A 22,556-nucleotide genomic window follows, 5' to 3' on the forward strand; every position below is an offset into this window, starting at 1 on the left:
ATATAATATTGGTTAATTACAAAAGTAATCTATTCTAGATAAACACCAAAACCTTCTTCTGAACGAGTGAAATTAATTCGCTCCTGAATGGTTGTAGCAAGTTCAATTCCAGTATAACTTGCTGAGATCGGGAAAGAACGATGTGCTCTGTTCACCAAAAAAGCAGTTTCAATTTTCTTTACTTTCAAATTTATGAAAGGCCTTAAGGCGTAAAAGATTGTTTTACCTGAATTTAGCACATCATCAACAATTATGATAACTGCCTTTTCCGAGTCCTCAATTGGAGCAGAAAGTTTTATTTCAGAAATTTCAGGTTGGGATTTATCAATACTTAGTTGAATGAAAATGGGTTTCAGATCAGAAATCTCTTTGAGCTCTTTTTTTATTTCTTCACCAAAAATTGCTCCCCCCCCTTCAATTCCTACAATGTAAAGATTTTCCTCTTTATAATTGTTCTCTAAAACCTGAAAAGCTATTCGTTTAATCTTACTTCGGATAGCTTCTCGGTCTAAAATTTGGCTGCTTTTGTTAAGCATAACTTTATTTATTTTCAGGTATTGGCATTTTTTTGCTGTCTTTGAAAGTAGACAAGATTACCATTGACTGCATACTATCCACTACTTCAATTTCGCTCACTTTTTCCAACATCAATTTTTGATAGGAAGGAATATCCTTGGCTATAACTTTCAAAATAAAGTCACTTGATCCAGTAACATGGTTGCACTCTATGATTTCATCTACTCCATCTATAGCTTTTATAAATTTTTCAATATTTGATCGATTATGCCCTTTCAAAGAAACCATCACATAAGTGCTTACACCTAAATTGATTTTTTCAGTATCTAGTTTGGCATGATAACTTTTGATTATCCCCGCATTTTCAAGTTTTTTTACTCGCTCTAGGGTTGGTGCAGGAGATAATCCAATATCTTTTGATAGTTGCGCGTTGGTAATTCTGCCATCTACTTGCAAAATATCCAATATTTTTTTGTCAATTTTATCCAGTTTGAAAGGTAACATTTTAATTATTTGGAGTTTTCAATTATAACGCAAAATTAGTATATAATATTGAATCCAACCCCATCATAATCGAATTATACCAAATTAATTTTTGTATTTTGAACAAAAATATAACATAAATATTGAAATTGTAATATTGAACTTGCTTTATTACAACACTTACTTAAATTGATATTAGTTTTACCTGCAAATATGATTTATAATAATTAATGTCTTCAACAAGCCTAAATAAAAATTGGATTCAATTTCAAGGTAAGCAATATACTTTTAATCAATTCATTGAAAAAAATCAAAATGTAGAATTTGAACAAATTAGGTCAGTTATCAATTTTATTGCTGATTGGCAGTCCGCATCATCCTACATTCTTCAGAAAACATCAGGCTCTACTGGGAAACCCAAGTCCATCAAAATTACAAAAAGCCAAATAAAGGCCAGTGCAGTAGCTACTTTAAACACATTAAAAATCAAAGCAAATGATCATGCTGTGTTGTGCATCAACGCTGAATACATTGGGGGTAAAATGATGATTGCCAGATCAATAATTGGAAATCTAAATTTAATTATAGCTCCTACCACTGGCAATCCTTTGAGAGGTTTTAAAGCAAAAGAGCCAATTGATTTCTTTTCATTTGTGCCTTATCAATTTGAAAGAATATTAGAAGAAAGTCCTGAACAAATACCCTTATTAGATAATTCAAAAGCAATTATTTTAGGTGGCGCTCCGGTTTCTGATAGTTTAGCCGAAAAAATCACCTCTAACATTTCAAAAGCTAAAGTTTACAGTACTTATGGCATGACTGAAACAGTTTCACATGTTGCACTGAAACTGATTAATTCTGGTAAGAACGAAGCGTTTGAAGCACTAGAAAACATTAAATTCTCGGTAGATGAACGAAATTGTCTGGTCATTCATGCTCCGAAAATCACCGGAAAAGATATTTTAGTTACCAATGATGTGGTAGATTTACTATCGCCCACAGCGTTTCTTTGGTTAGGCAGACATGATTTTGTTATCAATTCAGGAGGTATCAAAATTCATCCTGAGATATTGGAAAAAGAAATAGCAGAACTATTTCAAAATACTAAAATCAATAATCGTTTCTTTGCTTTTGGATTACCAGATAAAAAATTAGGGTATTCCTTAAATTTGGTATTGGAAGGGAATGCGGAAAGCAAATCAGTTCACCAATTATTGAAGCAGCATTTAAAAGCTTTTCACAGTCCTAAAAATGTTTTTACGATAGAGAAATTTGTCGAAACTGATAACGGAAAGATCAATAGATTAAAAACTATTGATAAACTGGCACTAGCGAAATAAGAAATATGAAAAAACTCTTTAAAATTCTAGGAATTGGAATCCTTGTCTTAATTGGCATTGTTCTGATTGTTCTGATAGGCTTCTATAAAGCAGACATACCTATTCAAGAAAATCATGAAAAGTATTTTACAGACGAGTCAAAATACCTGGAAATTGATAGTAATAGAATTCATTATAGAAAAGTAGGCCAAGGACCTCCACTTCTATTGATTCATGGTAGTTTTTCATCTTTACATACCTGGGAGATTTGGCAAGATCAATTAGCCAATCACTTCACAACTATTTCGATTGATTTACCTGGACATGGATTAACTGGACCTAATCCACAAGCACAATATGACACGGATTATTATGCCAGTGTACTTTGGAAGATGATGGATAGTCTTCAATATGACTCAATAGCTATTGCAGGTAATTCTATGGGCGGTCAAGTGGCTTATAAAATGGCGCTGCAAAACCCTAGTAGAGTTCAAAACCTAATCCTTTTGAACTCTTCGGGGGCTAGTCTGAAAAAGGATACATCAAAATTTAGAGACCAAAATAAATTCTCTGTATTCACTCTAATCAACCATCCTATTTTCTCTCAATTAATGACAAGAATTACACCCAAATCCCTGTTTGAGATGAGCTTAGAGCAAGTCTATTATGATAAATCAAAAATCTCGGAAGATAAAATTCAACTATATTATGATTTAATGCTGCAAGAAGGAAATAGAGAAGCTACTTTACAACGATTTAAACAAAGAGCACCCTCTGAATTTGATCGTTTAAGCGAAATGGAAATCCCTACATTAATAGTATGGGGCAAGTATGATAACTGGATACCAGTATCTCATGCCTACCATTTTGACAGTATTTTACCGAATAGTTCATTAAAAATATATGATGATGGTGGGCATGTTCCTATGGAGGAAATACCAGTTAAAACAGCTGATGATGTATTGAAGTTTTTAAAGAACCACCATTAATTTCGATACCCTTGTCCTTTCAAATCCTCAAAAACAGCATGAGCTGCAAATCTACCTGATGCCATTGCTGCATTAATGGAACCGTTCAACAGATAATCTCCAGCTAAATAGATACCTTCTTGAATTTTTGTTTGCGAAGGTTTCATTTTATTTTGAAAATCATCGATTACAGGAAGTGCATTATCAATATAATAAGTCTTAAGATGCTCTAATGTGGCATTTTCTAATGACGGAAAGATTTCTACCAGCTCTTTGAGGATTCTTTTCTTTAACTGCTTATCATTCTCTTCATAGTTTTGAGTTACGGATACTGACAACAAATAACTTCCTTCAGGAGCGTAGGAAGAAGAAGTATTATTCATCACCGAAACATTATTAATCAAATAATGCTCATCCGGAACCAATGCAATTAAGGGTTTGCCAATTGGGTCAATATCAGAGGTAAAATTCAAATTCGTTACAAACTGATCATTTGAAAATTGCCCCGAAAGCTGTGGTAATAATTCATCAGGTTTGGTTGCTACTATGATTACATCGGCATTCAAATCTTCGCCGTTTTCCAAGCTAACCTTTTTTAACCCTACTTTTTCTACTCTATGATTACATTTAATCTCAGTTTGCGCTAAATTACTTGCCAGCATTTCAGGGATTTGCTTCATTCCCCCTTCAGGAACTGCAGCATAGCCCTCAGCAAACATCTTGAATACGAACTCAAGCATGCGGGATGAAGTATTTAGTTCATTTTCTAAAAATATACCTCCAAAGAAGGGCTTGAAAAACTGGTTGATTATTGATTGACTAAATCCTTTTTTCTTCAAGAATTCCAATGATGTCATCTCATCCTTCTTAAAAATATTGTCCACTGATATGCCTTTCAATGCTCTATTCCACTGAAATATCTTCATTTTGTCAGAAAAATTCCCAACTGGTGAAAACAACATTGTAAAAAGGGAAATAGGTTGCCTTAGAGGATCAGTAATTGAATAATTACCATTTTTGGAATCTATTATCAAAGCACCTGGACTAAACTTCTTCAAATTTAGTTTTTCATAATCTAAATAATGTTGAGCCTCAGGATAAGCAGTTAATAAAACCTGAAAGCCGTGGTCTAATAAATGACCAGCTACCTTATCAGTTTTCACCCTTCCTCCTATACTATCTGAGCCTTCTAAAATAGTTGGTTTGAAACCTGCTTTTTCTAATTCAATTGCTGCTGTTAAACCGGCAATGCCAGCTCCAATAATGATTACTTTTTCGTTTTGCATGAACAATCCTATAAAATAATGTGGATTCTGAAATTTTATTCAAAGATGAATATAATAATGTTTTCTTGAAACGTAAATCCAACAAGTTTTGATATAATATTGTTATGATCACTGAAAATATTCAGTAATTCAAGTTGCATTTTACTGTTGGTTTTATAAATCATGACGAGCTCCTTATTTCATAAAGCCATCGGAAATTAAATAAATTCAATCAAGCAAATATCTGCTCGCAATTCACTACCTTTCTGCACACTTAAATAACGCTGATAACCAATGGCATTAAATTCTATTATCTTACTAATTGCCATTTTGGTCGGCATATGGCTATTCCTGTTCATATTTCCTATTAATATTTGGATAACCGCAATATTCTCGGGCGTCCGAATCAATCTCTTGGAGTTAGTCTTTATGCGATTCCGAAAGGTCCCTCCTGTTTTAATTGCCAATGCTATGATCAATGCAACGAAAGCGGGGATTTTGGATGTTACAACTGAAGAAATGGAAACCCATTATTTGGCAAATGGAAATTTACCTAATGTGATTAAAGCCTTAATTGTAGCTGACAAAGCAAATTTGCAATTAACATTTAAGCAAGCCACTGCCATTGATTTAGCTGGAAGAGATGTTTTACAAGCGGTTCAAGTTTCTGTAACTCCATATATGATTGTGGTGCCAGCTATCACTGGTGTTTCTCTTGATGGCATTCAGTTAGTAGCAGAAGCAAGAGTGACTGTAAGAACCAATTTGGGAAGATTAGTGGGTGGAGCAGGAGAAGAAACGATAAAGGCTAGAGTTGGCCAAGGAATTATCTCTTGCATAGGAACTGCAAAAACATATTACGAGGTTTTGGAGAATCCTGAAAGCATTTCTAAAATGGTTTTAGCTGATGGATTGGATTCAGGTACTGCATTCGAAATTTTATCAATCGACATAGCGGATATCGACATTGGGAAGAACATTGGAGCTTTCCTTCAAATTGATCAAGCTTCTGCAGATTTGAATATTGCTAAAGCCAAAGCAGAAGAAAGAAGAGCAATGGCAGTAGCATTGGAACAAGAAATGTCTGCTCGTGTTCAAAAAGCAAAAGCTTTGGTCATTCAAGCCGAATCGGAAATCCCTGTGGCACTTTCAGGGGCTTTTAGAACAGGGAGGTTTTATTAAGTTAGAAGTTGGGAGTCAGAAGATAGAATTTTGAAGTGAGGTGATGGATGTTGGGTGATTGGCGCTTTAGGCTAGTACCGAAGGTCAGACCGGAAATAGCTGGAAGTTAGAAGTGGATAGGTGATGGGTGTCGGGTGATTTGATACTCCCTTTCTAGAGGGCTTTATACATAAAAGTAAATGTCACTCCTAAGGAGCTTGAGCATCATATTTATTATCTAATTACCATAATTTTACCCCTATGGAGCAACGAAATTACCTACCTATTCTTCCAATGTTAGTTTTAAAGATTTCCGACAAAAAATTAATGGAAGCCCTTCTTAGTCCTGTAAGGACGAAATCACGGTAACTCTGAGCTAAAAGCAGATAACCTAAGCCCCGTAGGGGTGACACTAAATTGAACACTAGAAACTAATAAAACCTCACCTCGCAATCGGGATGTTCTTCTTTAAATTTCTTAAGGCTAAAATCAAAGATTCTAGTATTGTAGCAGATAAACTCCTGAAGATTATCCAATAATTCCAACTTTCCAATCCAGCGGACTTGCGTGCTAGAGATGTCTAGATAATTTAAACCAATCAAGGTCTCAATTCCTTTCAGATTTCTTACTTGTGAGCCCGCCAAACTGAGATGTTCAAGACTTTGCATTTCTTCCAGTGGCTTTAGATTTGCGACTGCAGTAAAATCCAAAATTAATTTTTCCAAATCATATAGTTGGTTTAAAGGCTCTAAATCTTCAATTGGGCATTCTTTTATACTTAAGGTTTTCAAATCCCTAACAACAGAAATACTTTCAAGATTAAGTACACCTACCCTTTCCAAATACAATTCTTCTAATGACACAAATTGAGATAATGGGCTTAAGTCATTTATCTGTTCATCAATAATCACAATACTTCTGATAGCGGTAAGATCGTGCAATTCTTTATAAGTTGGGATTTTACTTAAAGGAAATTGCAGTTTGAAAATTGATTGCCAGGTTTCATCCAAATCAGTCCACCAAGTATCGACACCTTCTTTATCATAAATTACAGAACATTCTGTGGTTTTTTGAGCCAGGAATTTTTTCACTGTTGATTTTTTAATACCTGTCTTGTCTACATCTAGAACAGATAAACTATTCAACTTGCTTAATTGTAAAAACTGTTGTTCCGACAATTGATTTTGAGCTAGATTCAATCTTTTGAGTTTCTTCAATCGAATAATCGATTTCACAGAATTTAAGCCTACATTTTCAGCCTCCAAAACAGTTAAGGAATTCAAACCTTCAATTGGTGCTAGACTTTTAATTTTATTATTGGATATAGATAAATAACGCAATCTAGAGAATTTAACTAATGGATTCAAATCAGTTAAAGTGCTATTATCTAGATTTAAACTATCTCTCAACAATAACTTAGTCAATTGCTCTTTTTCAGGTTTATCCGTAACTCGCCCATCCAAATATACAGAAAGCGCATCCTTCCAACCCTCATTTAAATTAGTCCACCATTCTGATAATTCCTCCGAATTAACTACCAATAATTTCCTGGGATTGGCATCAATAAAATCATCAATTTCCTGTTCGCTCACGAAAGTATTATCAGCATAAATCTTTTCCAGTTTCTCTAATCTTTCCAATGGGTCTAGGCTTTCTACTTGCGTATTATTGATATTTAAAATCTCCAGACTATTGTAATTCTTCAATGGAGACAAATCAGAAATAAAAGCAAATGAAATATCCAGCTTTTGTAATGTCTCAGGACTCATTTTATCCGTCAGCTTTGATAAATTACTTCTTGACATATTGAGATCTTCCAGCATTTTCATTTCTGCAAACACTTCCGGATTATTAAAGAAAGTCTCGCTTAAATCTAGTTTTACCAGATTCTTGAAGTTCCCTAATACTTCAAAATCACGAATATCTGCCCCATTCAAATGCAATTCCTTTAAAGCGCTCAGGTTCTCCAATTCACCAATTTTCTGAATGGGCGTAAATGAAATATCCAAATGCTCCATATTTTCAGCATAGCGCAGGAAACTTAAATCTTCGATGGCTGTATTTGATATATCTAAATGTTTGAGTTCGGTCAAACTACTTAAGGGAGCTATGTCTTCAATTTTTGTATGACTCAAATTGATATATACTAAATCCACCAAAAAACTTAAGGGTGCCAAACTGACTAAATAATTGTTTTCTGATAGATCTAGAGAATCAATCGAAGCAATTCTATTTAATTGATTGATTTCAACACTATCTTTAACTATTTGCATTTCTTTTCGGAAAATATCTTTCCAGCCTAATGACAGGTTATTCCACCATTCTTTAATGGCTTCATCTCTACTGACTTTAGTAGTATAAATACTTGCGATCTGAAGTTCGTCCTTTTCTTTATCCAAATTAATCTCCACAAATCGGGTTTTAGTATTGAGAATGGACTCTCCTTCTATTCCAGTGGCTTTTAAAGTTCTATTGAGTTCAATTTTAAAAGATAATTCATCATTATCTCTCAAAAAGGGTTCGGTTGATTTAATATCAAAATCAAATTTAGCATTTTGAAAAAAGAATTCAATATCCTTTAAATAGGCCGTTACATCTTTATTAATCAAGACATTACGATTCTCCGTTAAATCATCTTCGATTTGAACTTTACTATCCCTGAAAATTTTCAAATAGCTTTCCCTTATTATAACATCCTTATCTCTATGGCTGGCATCTTTGCTTCCAAGCGTATTTAGCAAATATTCCAAAAAACGGACTTGATCCTCCGCTTTGGATTTATAGGATTCGATTTCCTGCTTTTCAAATCCTTCTACTTCCTGAGCGTATACATTAATACTTAGCACAAAAAGCAAGCTTAAAAGAATTAAAAGGGCATTATTTTGCTTCATAGATAAATGCTTTCAATTGTGGGACGTCTTCTTTTTTAATGGGAGTTAAGTCGGAAATCAACCATCCGCTATTATAACCTCTTCGATTGTATTCGGCAATTTGAAAATACCATCCCTCACACTGGAAGAAATGAAATTTTGAGCCTGTAACTGTTTTAAATTGAATCTGCTTGGAAGCCATTTCAAATAGAAAAATAGATAATGGATCTGCCTTAAAATTATCTCCTGTGAAATCCACAGCATTTTCTTGTCTTAAGGATTTATGCAAATTCATAAAATCCAATTCGTGGCTCATAGGATGTAAAAATGCTTTATCTTCGCTTTCATCCTTTTCAAAGAATTGCTGATAATAGCTAGAAGAAACTTGGTCTAGCACCCATTCATAACCTTTTCCCTCTTCTTGAATTTTAAAGAATAGCAAAATATTCTCTTCCTCTCCGTTTCTTGAGAAAACCGCATTTACTTCAGCAAACCAGCCCTCTTTGTGGAAATCAAGAAATTTAGGGTTGCGTTTGTCGGTTACATCATTTATAAATGATTTTTTTTGCTCTGAAGGAATATTTTCATTTTCCCGGTCAAAAAGCAAGGTGATATAATTTTTTCTCAAGGAAACTTCCCGAAATTCTTTATCTCCTTCATAAAAACGCCTTCCTTTTTGGTCTTCTTCCCCATTAAATCGTCTGAAAAACTGGTTTACCTGTTTAGTCGAAGCATAGAGTTCAGATTCATCACGGGTACTTCCATCTCCCTGCACAATTTGCGCAGGGAGCATGAAAGGTAAGCATATCAATATATTAATTAAAAGGCTTCGTATCATGAAGAAGTTTCAGTCACACGGATATCACCCAGCATCACATCCCAGAATTCGATAGTTCTACCAGAGATCTGAGTTTTCTTTTTCTCTACATAAATAGTGATGTCCTTTTTAGTGGTGTCTTTGTAATTTAGCCCATCATCAGAAGTTCCTTCAAAACGTTGGTAAACTGTCACAACTCCAACATATTTACCGTCAGGTTGCTTTTCCAAATCACTGATATAATGAATGTCATACCAGCTAATTTTTACGTTATCGTAATTCAAGGCCATTAAACGCTCAAAGTATTTTCTCACTTTATAATACTCTATTTCTTCAGTAGTTAAGGAAGAAACACCCATTTCACTATCAGGCGCAAATAATTCTTCTGCCCTATCCATTACTCTATTCGCTTCAGAATAAGCAGTTTTTTTGTCTCCTATTATGCTGATATACTTACTTAAGTCTCTTACTTTCTCTAAAGCCAAAGAATCAATTGCTTGTTTTCTTTGTGGGGAAACATTGTCTTCTTGAGCCATTGCACCCAGTGAGAAGCTCATCAAAAGAGCTGTAATAGCTATATATTTTAAATTTAATATTTTCATATCTTTAAGTTTATGTGATTTCAATAAATTATTTGCGAATCAATTCAAGTTCAGTAATTCTACCTCTATCATTGGTTTTCACCTTGTAAATATCATTAAGGTTTTTACCTTGATCTTTCAAATAATTCATATAATCCAAAATATTGGTTGGCTCATCATAGTCTTTGGTTCCGTCAGTAGATTCATTAATGATAATCAAAACGGGGACATCTGGAGAAGCAAACATTGATTTTGCTTCATTGATATTGCTATTCGCTCTTGCAGTATTACCAGATGCATTAGCTATTGCATCAAAGTACTGATCTAATTTGTTTGATATTTCTTCTTCAGAAATCTTCGTATCGGCAGTTTCTGATGCCTTTGGAGACTCCAAGTCGACTGTAGTATCATCAGGTCTTTCCTGTTGTTCTTCTGTGGTATCAGCATCTTTGGATGCATCCGCCATTTTTTTACTACTCTTACAAGCAAATAAGCCTGCACTTAAGATCAAACACAAGGCAGTAAGCCTAAAAATGGATTTCAATTTATTCATTTCATACAATTGTTTAGTACATGACTTGTAACGTATTATTAATAAAAAGTTATATTTATCGATAAAAATAATTGTTTTATCGATAAATCTATGTTATTGGTAAACCTAAGTATCAATTATTATATTGAAGTCAAATAACATCATTCTATCCATATTAATGAATTGAAATATTAAAATATGAAAAAGAAACTAGTTGTTTTAACCGGAGCAGGAATAAGTGCAGAAAGTGGAATACCAACTTTTAGAGGAGCTGACGGACTTTGGGAAGGACATGACGTGATCGAGGTTGCCTCACCACAAGGCTGGGCTCAAAACCAGTCCTTAGTTTTAGATTTTTACAATCAAAGAAGAAAAGCCGTTTTAGAGGCAGAACCTAATGCAGCTCACAAAATATTAGCAGAATTAGAAGACTATTACGATGTTCAAGTCATCACTCAAAACATTGATGATTTACATGAAAGAGGCGGCTCGTCCAATGTCTTGCACTTACATGGAGAAATTAAAAAAGCAAGAAGCAGCGTAGATGAAACTCTTATTTATGAATTAGAAGGATGGGAAATAAAAGAAGGTGATTTATGTGAAAAAGGCTCTCAATTACGGCCTCATATTGTTTGGTTTGGGGAAATGGTACCCATGATAGAGCCAGCTGCTCGTATTACCGCTTCTGCAGATGTATTGTTGGTGGTCGGCACTTCCCTGCAAGTATATCCTGCAGCTGGTCTAATTCATGAAGTTGGCAAAGATGTTCCTATCTATGTGGTTGACCCAAGTACTCCAGAATATTATGGAAGTAATCAAGTAACGGCTATAGCCAAAAGTGCTGTGGAAGGAATGAAGCAATTGAAAGAAATATTAGTATGATCAAAATAAAAGATGCGAACAGGATGAGCTGTTCACAAAACAAGAAAAGAGCTGTTTTGCAGCTCTTTTCTTAATCCATCAATAATCAAATAATCAATTATAAATCCTTTTTTACATCCCATTTTTCTAAATAGTCTGCTACTCTTCTCACAACCATTCCACCTAAAGAACCATCCACTACTCGATGGTCATAAGAGTGGGATAAGAACATTTTATGTCTAATCGCTATAACATCTCCCTGAGGCGTTTCCAGTACAGCTGGTTTCTTTACAATAGCTCCTAAAGCCAAAATACCAACTTGTGGTTGCATAATGATAGGTGTTCCCATTACATTTCCGAATGAACCAACATTAGAAATGGTGAATGTACCACCTTCTAATTCTTCAGCTTTCAATTTTCCATCACGTGCTCTCCTCGCTAAATCATTCACTTTATTAGCCAAACCTCTGATATTTAATTGATCAGCATCTTTAATAACTGGTACAATCAAATTACCACTTGGAAGTGCTACTGCCATACCAATATTAATGTGTTTCTTTTTGATGATTCTATCACCATCAACCTGAACATTGATCATTGGGTAATCCTTTATTGCTTTTACTACGGCTTCAATAAAGATCGGAGTAAATGTCAGATTACCATTCTCTTGCTCTTTGAAGGTATTTTTATGTTTGTTTCTCCATTGTACCACGCTGGTCATATCCGCTTCAACAAATGAAGTAACATGCGGAGAGATACGTTTTGAATCCACCATTCTACCAGCAATCATCTTACGCATTCTATCCATCTCGATGATTTCATCGTCACCGGATATACTAACTGGAACTCCTTGCGGTGCTGGTTGCGCAGCTGGCTGAGGACTTGGAGCAGCTTGAGCACTACTTGGCTGACTCGGAGCTTGAACAGGAGCTGAACCTCTATTATCTAAATATGATAAAATATCCTTTTTGGTTACTCTCCCATCTTTTCCAGTTCCTGAAATACCCTCTAATTCATCCATTGCAATATTTTCTTCTTTAGCAATGTTTCGAACTAAAGGAGAATAAAATCGACCAGACTCAGAACGAGCGGCTATATCATGACCATTATTTCCTGCTGATGAAGATAAACTTGTTTCAGCAGTTGCAGTAGCTGGTGCTGGGCTTTGCTGTTTTTCTGATTTTTCTCCAGTATTATCGCTATCGGCAGAAGCACCTCCCTCTGTTTCTATAATAGCTATTGGCTTCCCAACTGCTACAACATCACCTTCCTGAACCAATATTTGCTTTAAAACACCAGCTTCCAACGCAGGGACTTCCGTATCCACTTTATCGGTGGCTACTTCCAATACTGATTCATCTTCTTCAATAGTGTCACCTTCTTTTTTTAACCAGGTAAGCACTGTTGCTTCCATAATACTTTCGCCCATCTTGGGCATTACCATTTCTACCGTTGCCATGTAATAATTAGTCGTTTATTGAAATGAAAAACTTCTTGAAATATAATCAATTTTCAAAAGGACATTTTCCTTTATATAATAATATATTAAACCTGACTGGTTCAGTTCCCATAGTAAAACCAAATCAAATTTGTACAAAATTAGCATTTATAAACTTTTTCTCAATTATTTTGAGCTTAAAGTTTGCCGAACCAAATTTAATAACGAATTAGAGGTAATCTCAATATTACTCTGTCTATCAAACTGAAAATGGTACAATTTCGTTTGGGTATTCATACCATCTGCCAAAGCAACCCAAGTTGTACCCACTGGTTTCTCTTTGGTTGCGCCCCCAGGACCCGCGATTCCGCTGGTTGAAATACCAATATCAGCACCAAAAAGTTCACGTACTCTTTCAGCCATTTCAATAACCGTTTCCTTGCTTACTGCTCCATGCTGCTCTATTGTTTCTTTCTTTACTCCCAGTATATTGATCTTTAAGTCATTATGGTAAGGATTAATACCACCTCTGTAATATTCAGAGCTTCCTGCATTTGATGTAAATAGATGAGCAATGTATCCTCCAGTACAACTTTCAGCGCATGCAATTGTCAAAGCTTTTTCTTTCAACAATTCACCTATTTTAGCTGGAAGATTAGTATCATCAGTTCCATAAATGTACTTCCCAATCAGTTCATATAATTTTTCTACTTCTTTATGAATCAAATTTTGAAGATGCTGCTCATCTACTCCTGAAGCAGTCAGTCGCAACTTTACTTGATTTAAACCAGGTAAATATGCCAGCTTTATTTCTTGAGGTAAATTATTCTCCCAGTCCTCCAATCTTTCGGCTAAGATGCTTTCTTGAATTCCTACCGTCTTCACCATTTTATGAATGAGAACTGGGGCTTTATAGATTTCTTTAAATTTTGGAATGATGGTGTCTTCCATCATATATTTCATTTCTTTGGGAACACCTGGCATGGAGATAAATACTTTTCCATCTTTCTCAAACCACATTCCAGGAGCAGTTCCGTATTTGTTTTCTATTGGCTGACATTTTTCTGGTAATTCAGCCTGCCCTTTGTTTAATTCATTTAGTTCTCTTCCTCGCTTAGCAAACCTTTGCTTTAAGTCTTCCAATATATCCTCATGTAGCCTCATCCCACAATCAAAGTATTCAGCTAAAAGTGGTTTTGTCAAATCATCCTTGGTTGGTCCTAATCCTCCGGTTATGATGATCAGATCTGCATTGGATTCTGCTTCTTTGAAGGCTCGCATCATGGCCTCCCTATTATCGGCCACCGTCACTTTTCTCTTCACTCTAATTCCTAGTTTATCAAGTTCAGCACTGATAAAATGAGAATTGGTATCTAATGTTTGTCCGTACAATATTTCATCTCCAATTGAAATGAGTTCGGCATAAATATCTTGCATCATCTTTAAACTTTTTAACGTCTTATAACAAATAAAAAGGAGGCTTCTTGTTTGCCTTTTCTTATAATTAAATAATAAGGACCTTCCTTTAATGCTGAAATGTCTATAATTTCAGTTTGAATGATAGGTTTATCATTCTGTCCCTTCATTAATTCCTTTCCCTTAGTATCAATAATCGAATAACTGTCATATTTAAACTGACCATCACCAGTTAAGTGGATTAGTTTATCTGCCGGATTAGGAAATATGGAAAAATAAGATTTCAACTCATTTTTTGTACCCAGAAGAGGATCATTGAAAACCACAATTTCCTTTTCAGATAAAGTATTACATCCCAATGAATCTGATACTGATAACTCAATTTTAAATACACCAGCTTGATTCATTTCATATTGCAAACTTTTAGTATTGCCAATTTCTTGTCCATCAAAGTACCATATCCATTGATTCGCAGATTCCGATGTGGCTTCTAATGTTATGCTTTGCTCAAAAGCAAGATTCAGAGTATCATGTGAAACAGTAAAATCAGCTGAAAGATCACTTACGAATATTGGTACTTCAACTACTGCTGATGGTTCAATTTTTTCCACATTTACTGCAAAAATAGTGCTATTGCTGGCTACTTCAGACAGTATCACTTCCGGGCCTTTCCCTATAAATTCACTTAAACTTTCATCAGCAAAATAATACACAGCATTAGTATTTAAGGCAGATAAACTAACTGATTGACTTTGACATAAATAGTAATCATCAAACTCAGGAACATCGCTTCTAATTGTTTCATAAATGGTAGAATCTATACAGCCCGATTCCGAAATAGCAATCAATTTCAATTGTCTATCATTCAAATCAATGAGATTAAAATAAATTTCGTTTTGCGTGCTTAATGTATCATTCCCCATCATCCAAATCAAATCAGTAGCGTATTCACTCTTACTTACTGCAAATCCCAACATACTCTCATGTGAAGAATCTAAATCCAAATTAACATTCATTTTTGCAGAAATAGGAACAATCTTCACATCCACTTTAGCTAAGCTAGACGGATATTCTCCTGTCTCATTTCGAACGTAAAAAACCGTATCCTGAGTTAAGTTCTCAACAGTAAATTCAGCTCCTGAAAACAGCTGATTACCCATTAAACTATCACTATAGATCGTGATTTCAGCAATAGTGGGATCATGGATAGTTAGATTTGAATTTTTACATATTTCCTGATTGGCAATTTGTGGTTTAGGTGACCTCATTACCGCCTGAAAGCTCTGCTTTAAGGTATCCTTGCATCCCTCAATATTACTTATAATTAATTCAACATCATACTCTCCTGCTTCTTCAATAGGAATATTAGGATGCTGATTTGATGATGAATATCCATTACTGAACGTCCAGTCCCAGCTTACAGCGTCTATACTTTGATCTGTAAAACGGAAAGTATTATCAATTTCTGGCGCAAGCATTAATGGCTCCACAGGAACATTAAAATTGGCTGACGGCTTAGTAATGGTTAATACCCATCTTTTTCTAATAGAAGTAATACCTGCAGTATCGATTTCCTCAATATAGAAGGTAGAATCATTACTAATAATGTCAGTTTCAAAGCTAGCACCTTCATATAAGGTGGTATCCACTGAAGGACTAGCATAGACTTTAAATGAATATCCCTCTTTTGCTTCCAAAACAGGAGTATCATCCTGACAAATGAAAATTTGTTTTTCAAAAGGTGGGTTTAAAACAGCTAAAGAATCCTTTTCACGTGCTTTTTTAACTAATCCTTGTAATTCCTTTAAGCTATTGGCTCTCAACAAAGCAAAAGAAAAGGATTGTGAACTAGTTGCTGGAAATTCAGGAATCATAAGTCCATGCAGTCCTCCAACATTGTTCCCGCCAGCTAATTCTCCAGCTTGCCTTTTTTCAAAGGGATTTTGTAAAGCATTTTGAATAATATTTTGCTTTAAACTGTCATTCTCCAAATCACTGTTATGCCCATTTTCTTCAGCTAAATCAAAGGCATAAAATAATGAGTCTTGATTTCCCATAAAACTCAATCCCACAAATTCATCTTGAGCTTCATTGTAGGCATAGGAAAGTTGATAAGCACTATCGTAACTTACTTTGTTATCCGTTTTTTCTGATAACGCGTAATCCGTAAAAAGGGCAAAATATACTGAATCATAACTTGTTTCACTCCTATTTTGCAGTTGATATTGATGAATTAAAATATTGCTTTCATCATTCCATCCCAGCAAACGTTGATCTATGTAAATATTTAATGGGCTTGAGGTGGTATCCTGTTCTTTAAAAATGCTCCTTACATCAAAATCAGCAGTAATGTCATCATATCTTTTGAGCGGTTTCCAACTTTGAAAATCTTCCAGGTATTGAAATGCAGTTGCGTTTACCAAGGTATTTCTTCTTAGGCTATCTTTTCCTGCTGATAAAATCAGCCCCATGTGATCAATCAATCCCTTGCCCTCAAAATCCACAGCATAATTAGAAAATGGTGTAGCATAGCTTCTACCTAAGTTCCCTGTTGCTGTAAACCCAAATTCCCATCCGTTATATTGAAACAATCTAATTTTAGGGCTGCTTTGAATTTGGAACGACTGATAATCATTATAAAATTCCCCTTCAAATAAGATTCTGAAATTCAAGGCTTCATCCTCAGGTAAATCTTCAGAAAGCACTACTCTAAACTGCTTGTTTTCATTTGTGATCTTCTCTGAAGTTCCTAAAGTCTGAATATTAAAATCGCCTTGAAGGATATTGACATAGGGGCTAGATGAAGTTAAACTCACATTCACATTTTCAGCAGCTTCCAAGAAATTGGTGAATTCCACTGTGATATCCAATGTATCGCCAAAATAAGCTGCTTCTTCTAAACCATTGGTGTATTCCACCTTCGAGATCCGGATGGATGGCGTTTCATAATCTGCTAAAGCTATGAAAATATTCAACCTACCCTTTCCGAATTTATATTGAAAATCACTATTACTTGCTACATCATAGATATCATCAGAACTAATCCTCAATTGCTCCATAACCTGCAATGCATTCCATTCTGGGAAAACTGAGCGAACCAAAGCAGCAGCACCAGCAACCATAGGAGCCGCATAAGATGATCCCCCATCCGCAGCATAAGCATCATCATTTTGGGTCGTATAAACCCCTGATCCTGGAGCTACCAAATCAATAAAATCGCTGTATGTCGCATTAGAATTTCGACTATCATCCGAATTTACAAAGCCTACAGAAAGTACATTATCATAAGAAGCAGGGTAAAAATCGAGTTCAGCATCCGTATTTCCAGCTGCTGCGACTATCACTACATCCTTTTCCAGTGCTGCATAATTAATAATGTCCTGAGCAAACTGTGAGTATCTTCCAGCACTACCCCAAGAAAGATTTATTACATCGCAGCCTTGATCCGCTGCATAAATAATGGCTTCATAACTGTTTCTAGAAAAATTGCTCTCGGTTTGAAATATTTTAATGGGCATAAATTTCGTATTGAAGCCAATGCCAGCTATACCTGTATTATTATCCGTAGCTGCAGCAGCAATACCCGTGACACCCGTTCCATGAGTACTTCCATCTGCTTCGGGCGAATTGTCATTATCTGCGAAGTCCCAACCATTATAATTATCTACAAAGCCGTCATTATCATTATCTATCCCATCAATTGGGTCATCAACATTTAAATATAAGTTTGAAACCAAATCTTCATGATCCAAATCAGCTCCAGTATCAATCACTCCTATGACAATATCTTCATCTCCTTTAGTGATATTCCATGCATCATAAACATTGATTTGCGCTAAGTGAAATTGCTTTTGACCAAATTGAGCCTCGGGATCATTAGGTACATAAAGTGGTTTTACGTTTGGATATTGCTCTGCATATTCAATATTTCCAAAGCTCTGTAAATAATTTATATATTCCAGCTCTGAAATATCCTCCTGGATTTCTAGTTTATAAATGTTATCCAAGCGGCTTTTTTGCTCATTCCTTTGGAAAAAGTTCCTTTTTTTTCCTAAGTGTTGGATTTTTTCAACTTTACTATCTTTTTCTAGTAGATCTAGGCTTAGCGCATTAATATTTTCTTTTCTGTTGGATTGGTCTTCATCCTTGAGTTTCACTACAATAAGCCCTGGAACGTAATCCTGAGCCAAACTTTGCTGAAAAATAAAAACACTCAGCAAAAGCGGTAAAATGTACTTCATAGGTTGATTTTTATTTGTTGTTTTTTCCAAAAACTTTCCCTTCGATAGAAAAGCATTTTCTCGCTTCAAATCTTAAATGTATATTTAAGCCTTGAGAAATTAATGCAAATTTAAAAATATTATCCATGAGTTTATACGAAAAGCACAAAGACACATTAAAAAAGGCAATAGATGCTGTTCATGATCGCTCTTTCTATGCACAATATCCTGAACATCCATCTCCTAAGATTTACGGAGAAACTGCAGATAAAGATGGTCAGGACAAATTCAAGGCAAGTTTAGATAAGAAATTTGAAGATTTATTGCAAGCTGATCCAGAAGCTTGGGTGGGTCAAGAAGAATCTCCTTATTTACAAAAACCATTGGGAATTTTATATCCTTCTTTTAGCGCTGAAACTTTGATTGACAGAAGCCAAAAAGCTTGGACACAATGGAGAAACACTCCTATTGATGACAGGGCGGCTATATTGGTGGAAAGCTTGGATAGATTCAAAGAACGCTTCTTTGAAAATGCTTATGCCACAATGCACACAACTGGTCAGGGTTATATGATGGCATTTCAAGCATCAGGACCACATGCAGCTGACCGTGCGATGGAAGCTGTTGCATTTGGTTATGATGAATTGAAAAGATTCCCTGAAAAGAAATTCTGGGATAAGCCAATGGGTAAATTCAATGTGCAGTTGAATAAAAGCTGGAAACCAATGCCAAAAGGATTGAGCATGGTGGTAGGATGTAGCACCTTCCCTACTTGGAATTCAGTTCCAGGATTATATGCTTCCTTAATAACAGGTAATCCTTGTATCGTAAAGCCACATCCAGGTGCAATCTTGCCAATGGCGATAGTGGTTTCAGAAATCCAGAAAGTGTTAAAGGAAAACGGAATTGACCCAAATGTGTGTCAATTGGCTCCCGATACTTATGATAAAATGATCACTAAAGATTTAGCAGAAAATAAAGCCATTAAATTAATTGATTACACTGGCAGCTCTGCATTCGGAAGCTATTTGGAAGGATTAGAAGGTAAAACAGTCTTCACCGAGAAAACCGGTGTAAATTCAGTGATTTTAGATTCCGCTGAAAATATTGACAAAGTCGCTCAGAATTTGGCCTTTTCAGTTTGTTTGTATTCTGGTCAGATGTGTACTTGTCCACAAAACTTCTTTATTCCTGAAGATGGCATCAACACTCCTGATGGAAAAGTAAGCTTTGATGATTTTGCAGAAAAACTAGTTGCAAACATCAACGGTTTAGTAGACAACCCTAAAGCAGGACCATTTGTATTAGGTGCAATTCAAAATCCAAATACATTAAGTCATACTGAAGAAGCTAAAAAACTAGGAGGCAAGGTTTGGTTAGAAAGCAGAGCCATTGCAAATCCGATGTTTGAAAAGGCAAGAACTGCAACACCAATCGTTGTAGAAATGCCGGCTTCTGATGAAGAAAAATTCACTAAAGAATTATTTGGCCCAGTAGTTTTACTAATCAAAACTAAAGACACAAATCAATCAGTGGATTTAGCTTCAAGTTTAGCCGAAATCCATGGTGCAATCTCTTGTGCAGCCTATACAACTGATAACACCATAAAAAATCTGATCATGGACAAAATGGGAATGGCGGCCACTTCAGTTAGCTTTAATTTAACAGGTGCTATTCATGTCAATCAGAATGCCGGTTTCTCTGATTTCCATGTAACAGGTGGAAATCCAGCTGGAAATGCTTCTTTGACTAACCCTGAATATGTGATCAAAAGATTTACTTGGGTAGGGTTTAGAGAGCCTGCTGAAGGTTAAATTGGAATTAGCAATTTATTCAAAACCCAAGCCTCTCAGCTTGGGTTTTTTTATGTTGAAACTGGTAAAACTTAACTTTGACTAGTATTCAGCTCAAAAGGAGACTTTGCAGAAGTGAATAAGAAAGCATGATAAAAGTACAATTCTATAAAATTAAGAGACTAACTTAAAATAGTCTTAAGTATATCACCTATAATCAATTAGTAATTTTACCTAGGTTCACAAACAGGTAATTAAAGCATTTTAAACGCATATTTTAAATAAACTGAAAACAACATAAGTACAGAACTCCAATCAATCTATCAATATCTCTAATTCATCGAAAACAAAAATCTAAATATAGTTATATATCGTATAGATTATTAAGTTTGTCAAACATCATCATCCATCCTTTAATTAATTAGTAGCATCATCAGTAAGCCTACAAACTTTAGTTGTAAGGATATGGATACATTAAACATTTTACTTGTAGAGGACAATGAATCCGACATCCTCATTACCCAGGAAATATTAAACCAAAGAAGCGGTTTAACCATCCTCAATTCAGTAACTTCAGCTGAAGAAGCCATTCTGTATTTGAGCAAAAGAGGCCCATTTTTATTTGCAGAAAAGCCAGAGGTAATTCTTTTAGATTTAAACTTACCCAAGAGCGATGGCTTTGCCGTATTGGTGGAAGTCAAAAGCACTACGGAATTAATGGATATCCCAGTGATTATCTTAACTTCTTCCAGCTGTGATTACGATAAAGAATTTGCGATGAAAAATGGTGCTGATCTTTATTTAGAAAAACCATTGGAACTACATGTCATGGATCAATTTTTGACCGAGCGGAAAGCTAATGAGGATATTCTACTACTAAACGCAAATCACCATAAGGATTTTTTTTGTAGACCACTAAGTTAATCAAAATTTGGCTTTATGATTTGGGAATCATAAACTTTGACTGCTTCCCATAAGCTTTGGTAGTTTTCTATAAATTCCATGTGATCTGGATGCTCGGCATATATCTCGTAATTATCCTTTGATTTGAACCAAATGAAAAGAGAATAATCAAAGTCATGATCCGTGACTTCTCGCGGTTTAGTATCAGCTGTTAGGCCTACTTCCGATTTATGAATAGCATCAATTGAAAGGAGCTTTTGAAGTCCTTTTTCGAACTCTTTCCGATCTGAATTGGAAATACTATCATTTAAATAAAAATAGACATTATGTTGAAGCATACTTCCGGTTTCTGGCATTTGCTTCTTTTTAGGTTCAGCACAAGAAATCATCAACAAGCCAATCGAAACCTGAAATAAAAAATAAGATATCTTCTTCATTGAATTAATTGTTTGTTATAAACCAAATACAAGCTACTTACTACCTAAACCATTATTAGGCCCTAGGTTCATTTCCGATAACTTCTCCCCTCCTTTTATACCAAAATCCAATGTTCTGATTGGAAATGGAATGGTAATATTCTCTTTATCAAATGCATCTTTAATTGCCATAACAGCCTTGGATCGCATCTCCAAAAAAGATGGATTATCAGGAAATTTAATCCAGAATTTAATTTCAAAATTAATGGAACTGTCTCCAAATTCTTTGTAGGTAAATATCATATCTTCCTTGCGGATTACACCTTCAAGATTTTGCAATGTTTCTAAAACTAAATCACGGACCTTATGCAAGTCATCGCCATAAGAAACGCCAACTCCCAAATCAATTCTCCTTTCACCTAATATTGAATAATTGGTGATGGCATTTGATAAGACATCTTTATTTGGCACATAAACCTCTTGGCCTTGATAGGTTCTGATAACAGTCACCCGTAAATTTGTACGGCTCACGATTCCCATCAAATCGCCAACCACCACTACATCATCTATCATAAAAGGCTTTCGAAAAGCCAAGATAATCCCTGAGACGAAATTTGCAGCAATATCCTGAAAGGCAAATCCTAAAGCCAAACCTACAACCCCTACCCCTGCCAATAATGAAGTAACTGCCTTATCCAAATTCAAAATATCCAAAATAATGAACAGCCCTATGCCCATCATGGCGTAATAGATAATAGTAGAGAACAGGCCTTCCAGCGCTTTATTATCCGATGATTTTCTAAATATTTTTATGAATAATTTTCTTACTAGGCGAGACAAAACAATAAAGAGAACCAGTAAAACAATGGAAAGCAACATATTGGGAATCATGTCTACCAAGACTTCTACCCAAGTTTCTATTTTATTCGAAACGATATCTAATGGTTTTTCAAATTCATTGCTAACTGAATCAATTTTATTATCCTGCATTTTAGGT

The 22,556-nt window shown here is 35.1% G+C and carries 19 protein-coding genes; 6 read left to right on the top strand and 13 right to left on the bottom strand.

Annotation, left to right across the window (positions count from 1 at the left end; genetic code table 11):
• Positions 1 to 29: 29 nt before the first annotated feature.
• Positions 30 to 536, bottom strand: coding sequence for a phosphoribosyltransferase family protein (locus FTRAC_RS02570; RefSeq protein WP_013452667.1), 507 nt, complete (start codon positions 534 to 536; stop codon positions 30 to 32).
• A 4-nt stretch (positions 537 to 540) separates the two neighbouring features.
• The gene (locus FTRAC_RS02575; protein WP_013452668.1) at positions 541 to 1,020 is read right to left on the bottom strand and encodes an Lrp/AsnC family transcriptional regulator; all 480 of its coding nucleotides are present in this window, start codon (positions 1,018 to 1,020) and stop codon (positions 541 to 543) included.
• 209 nt (positions 1,021 to 1,229) lie between these two features.
• On the opposite strand from FTRAC_RS02575, the gene FTRAC_RS02580 reads away from it, so the two are divergent.
• Positions 1,230 to 2,339, top strand: a complete 1,110-nt coding sequence (locus tag FTRAC_RS02580) for an AMP-binding protein (protein ID WP_013452669.1) — start codon at positions 1,230 to 1,232, stop codon at positions 2,337 to 2,339.
• A 5-nt stretch (positions 2,340 to 2,344) separates the two neighbouring features.
• Positions 2,345 to 3,307: an alpha/beta fold hydrolase gene (locus FTRAC_RS02585; protein ID WP_013452670.1), complete on the top strand. Its 963-nt coding sequence runs from the start codon at positions 2,345 to 2,347 to the stop codon at positions 3,305 to 3,307.
• On the opposite strand, the gene FTRAC_RS02590 is transcribed toward FTRAC_RS02585, so the two are convergent.
• A complete protein-coding gene (locus tag FTRAC_RS02590; protein ID WP_013452671.1) occupies positions 3,304 to 4,572 on the bottom strand; it encodes an NAD(P)/FAD-dependent oxidoreductase in 1,269 nt (422 codons plus the stop codon). The two genes, FTRAC_RS02585 and FTRAC_RS02590, sit on opposite strands and share 4 nt — an antisense overlap.
• Positions 4,573 to 4,769: 197 nt before the next feature.
• Entirely contained in the window at positions 4,770 to 4,910 is a 141-nt protein-coding gene (locus FTRAC_RS19755; protein ID WP_185094459.1) for a hypothetical protein, read from the bottom strand.
• Between FTRAC_RS19755 and floA the strand changes: the two genes are divergently transcribed.
• On the top strand, positions 4,846 to 5,733 hold the full coding sequence (floA, locus tag FTRAC_RS02595) for a flotillin-like protein FloA (RefSeq protein ID WP_013452673.1): 888 nt from the start codon (positions 4,846 to 4,848) through the stop codon (positions 5,731 to 5,733). The two genes, FTRAC_RS19755 and floA, sit on opposite strands and share 65 nt — an antisense overlap.
• A gap of 410 nt (positions 5,734 to 6,143) precedes the next feature.
• Here floA and FTRAC_RS02600 read toward each other — a convergent pair whose 3' ends face one another.
• From FTRAC_RS02600 to FTRAC_RS02615, 4 genes are all read right to left on the bottom strand, one after another.
• Entirely contained in the window at positions 6,144 to 8,603 is a 2,460-nt protein-coding gene (locus tag FTRAC_RS02600) for a leucine-rich repeat domain-containing protein (protein WP_013452674.1), read from the bottom strand.
• The gene (locus tag FTRAC_RS02605) at positions 8,590 to 9,420 is read right to left on the bottom strand and encodes a hypothetical protein (RefSeq protein WP_013452675.1); all 831 of its coding nucleotides are present in this window, start codon (positions 9,418 to 9,420) and stop codon (positions 8,590 to 8,592) included. The genes FTRAC_RS02600 and FTRAC_RS02605 overlap by 14 nt, the downstream gene beginning before the upstream one ends.
• Complete coding sequence (locus FTRAC_RS02610; RefSeq protein WP_185094453.1) at positions 9,417 to 9,956, bottom strand: hypothetical protein; 540 nt, start codon at positions 9,954 to 9,956, stop codon at positions 9,417 to 9,419. Before FTRAC_RS02610 ends, FTRAC_RS02605 begins: the two co-directional genes overlap by 4 nt.
• Positions 9,957 to 10,029: 73 nt before the next feature.
• Positions 10,030 to 10,533 carry a hypothetical protein gene (locus FTRAC_RS02615; protein ID WP_013452677.1) on the bottom strand — a complete coding sequence of 168 codons (504 nt, stop codon included), beginning with the start codon at positions 10,531 to 10,533 and terminating at the stop codon, positions 10,030 to 10,032.
• Positions 10,534 to 10,710: 177 nt separating this feature from the next.
• Here FTRAC_RS02615 and FTRAC_RS02620 point away from each other — a divergent pair, with 177 nt between their 5' ends.
• The gene (locus tag FTRAC_RS02620; RefSeq protein ID WP_013452678.1) at positions 10,711 to 11,394 is read left to right on the top strand and encodes an SIR2 family NAD-dependent protein deacylase; all 684 of its coding nucleotides are present in this window, start codon (positions 10,711 to 10,713) and stop codon (positions 11,392 to 11,394) included.
• 97 nt (positions 11,395 to 11,491) lie between these two features.
• On the opposite strand, the gene FTRAC_RS02625 is transcribed toward FTRAC_RS02620, so the two are convergent.
• The 3 genes from FTRAC_RS02625 to FTRAC_RS02635 form a co-directional block, all read right to left on the bottom strand.
• Positions 11,492 to 12,832, bottom strand: a complete 1,341-nt coding sequence (locus FTRAC_RS02625; protein ID WP_013452679.1) for a dihydrolipoamide acetyltransferase family protein — start codon at positions 12,830 to 12,832, stop codon at positions 11,492 to 11,494.
• 165 nt (positions 12,833 to 12,997) lie between these two features.
• Entirely contained in the window at positions 12,998 to 14,251 is a 1,254-nt protein-coding gene (locus FTRAC_RS02630) for a competence/damage-inducible protein A (RefSeq protein ID WP_013452681.1), read from the bottom strand.
• Positions 14,252 to 14,262: 11 nt separating this feature from the next.
• The gene (locus FTRAC_RS02635; RefSeq protein WP_013452682.1) at positions 14,263 to 18,468 is read right to left on the bottom strand and encodes a S8 family serine peptidase; all 4,206 of its coding nucleotides are present in this window, start codon (positions 18,466 to 18,468) and stop codon (positions 14,263 to 14,265) included.
• 125 nt (positions 18,469 to 18,593) lie between these two features.
• Between FTRAC_RS02635 and paaN the strand changes: the two genes are divergently transcribed.
• Both paaN and FTRAC_RS02645 read left to right on the top strand, forming a co-directional pair.
• Positions 18,594 to 20,261: a phenylacetic acid degradation protein PaaN gene (gene paaN, locus FTRAC_RS02640; protein WP_013452683.1), complete on the top strand. Its 1,668-nt coding sequence runs from the start codon at positions 18,594 to 18,596 to the stop codon at positions 20,259 to 20,261.
• Between the two features lie 444 nt (positions 20,262 to 20,705).
• Positions 20,706 to 21,164 (top strand): response regulator, encoded by a 459-nt coding sequence (locus tag FTRAC_RS02645; protein ID WP_013452684.1) that lies wholly within the window; start codon positions 20,706 to 20,708, stop codon positions 21,162 to 21,164.
• Here the strand turns inward: FTRAC_RS02645 and FTRAC_RS02650 are convergent.
• On the bottom strand, positions 21,161 to 21,580 hold the full coding sequence (locus FTRAC_RS02650) for a Dabb family protein (RefSeq protein WP_013452685.1): 420 nt from the start codon (positions 21,578 to 21,580) through the stop codon (positions 21,161 to 21,163). The genes FTRAC_RS02645 and FTRAC_RS02650 overlap by 4 nt on opposite strands.
• A 33-nt stretch (positions 21,581 to 21,613) precedes the next feature.
• Complete coding sequence (locus FTRAC_RS02655; protein ID WP_013452686.1) at positions 21,614 to 22,549, bottom strand: mechanosensitive ion channel family protein; 936 nt, start codon at positions 22,547 to 22,549, stop codon at positions 21,614 to 21,616.
• Positions 22,550 to 22,556: the final 7 nt, after the last annotated feature.

This window comes from Marivirga tractuosa DSM 4126 (assembly GCF_000183425.1).
GTDB classification, from domain to species: Bacteria; Bacteroidota; Bacteroidia; order Cytophagales; family Cyclobacteriaceae; genus Marivirga; species Marivirga tractuosa.

Excerpts from the sequence above, each read along its gene's own strand:
- FTRAC_RS02630 (WP_013452681.1), bottom strand. The coding sequence starts at position 14,251 with ATGATGCAAGATATTTATGCCGAACTCATTTCAATTGGAGATGAAATA.
- FTRAC_RS02610 (WP_185094453.1), bottom strand. The coding sequence starts at position 9,956 with ATGAGCTTCTCACTGGGTGCAATGGCTCAAGAAGACAATGTTTCCCCA.
- FTRAC_RS19755 (WP_185094459.1), bottom strand. The coding sequence starts at position 4,910 with ATGAACAGGAATAGCCATATGCCGACCAAAATGGCAATTAGTAAGATA.
- FTRAC_RS02580 (WP_013452669.1), top strand. The coding sequence starts at position 1,230 with ATGTCTTCAACAAGCCTAAATAAAAATTGGATTCAATTTCAAGGTAAG.
- FTRAC_RS02615 (WP_013452677.1), bottom strand. The coding sequence starts at position 10,533 with ATGAATAAATTGAAATCCATTTTTAGGCTTACTGCCTTGTGTTTGATC.
- FTRAC_RS02635 (WP_013452682.1), bottom strand. The coding sequence starts at position 18,468 with ATGAAGTACATTTTACCGCTTTTGCTGAGTGTTTTTATTTTTCAGCAA.
- FTRAC_RS02590 (WP_013452671.1), bottom strand. The coding sequence starts at position 4,572 with ATGCAAAACGAAAAAGTAATCATTATTGGAGCTGGCATTGCCGGTTTA.
- FTRAC_RS02655 (WP_013452686.1), bottom strand. The coding sequence starts at position 22,549 with ATGCAGGATAATAAAATTGATTCAGTTAGCAATGAATTTGAAAAACCA.
- FTRAC_RS02570 (WP_013452667.1), bottom strand. The coding sequence starts at position 536 with ATGCTTAACAAAAGCAGCCAAATTTTAGACCGAGAAGCTATCCGAAGT.
- paaN (WP_013452683.1), top strand. The coding sequence starts at position 18,594 with ATGAGTTTATACGAAAAGCACAAAGACACATTAAAAAAGGCAATAGAT.
- FTRAC_RS02620 (WP_013452678.1), top strand. The coding sequence starts at position 10,711 with ATGAAAAAGAAACTAGTTGTTTTAACCGGAGCAGGAATAAGTGCAGAA.
- floA (WP_013452673.1), top strand. The coding sequence starts at position 4,846 with ATGGCATTAAATTCTATTATCTTACTAATTGCCATTTTGGTCGGCATA.
- FTRAC_RS02645 (WP_013452684.1), top strand. The coding sequence starts at position 20,706 with ATGGATACATTAAACATTTTACTTGTAGAGGACAATGAATCCGACATC.
- FTRAC_RS02650 (WP_013452685.1), bottom strand. The coding sequence starts at position 21,580 with ATGAAGAAGATATCTTATTTTTTATTTCAGGTTTCGATTGGCTTGTTG.
- FTRAC_RS02575 (WP_013452668.1), bottom strand. The coding sequence starts at position 1,020 with ATGTTACCTTTCAAACTGGATAAAATTGACAAAAAAATATTGGATATT.
- FTRAC_RS02605 (WP_013452675.1), bottom strand. The coding sequence starts at position 9,420 with ATGATACGAAGCCTTTTAATTAATATATTGATATGCTTACCTTTCATG.
- FTRAC_RS02585 (WP_013452670.1), top strand. The coding sequence starts at position 2,345 with ATGAAAAAACTCTTTAAAATTCTAGGAATTGGAATCCTTGTCTTAATT.
- FTRAC_RS02625 (WP_013452679.1), bottom strand. The coding sequence starts at position 12,832 with ATGGCAACGGTAGAAATGGTAATGCCCAAGATGGGCGAAAGTATTATG.
- FTRAC_RS02600 (WP_013452674.1), bottom strand. The coding sequence starts at position 8,603 with ATGAAGCAAAATAATGCCCTTTTAATTCTTTTAAGCTTGCTTTTTGTG.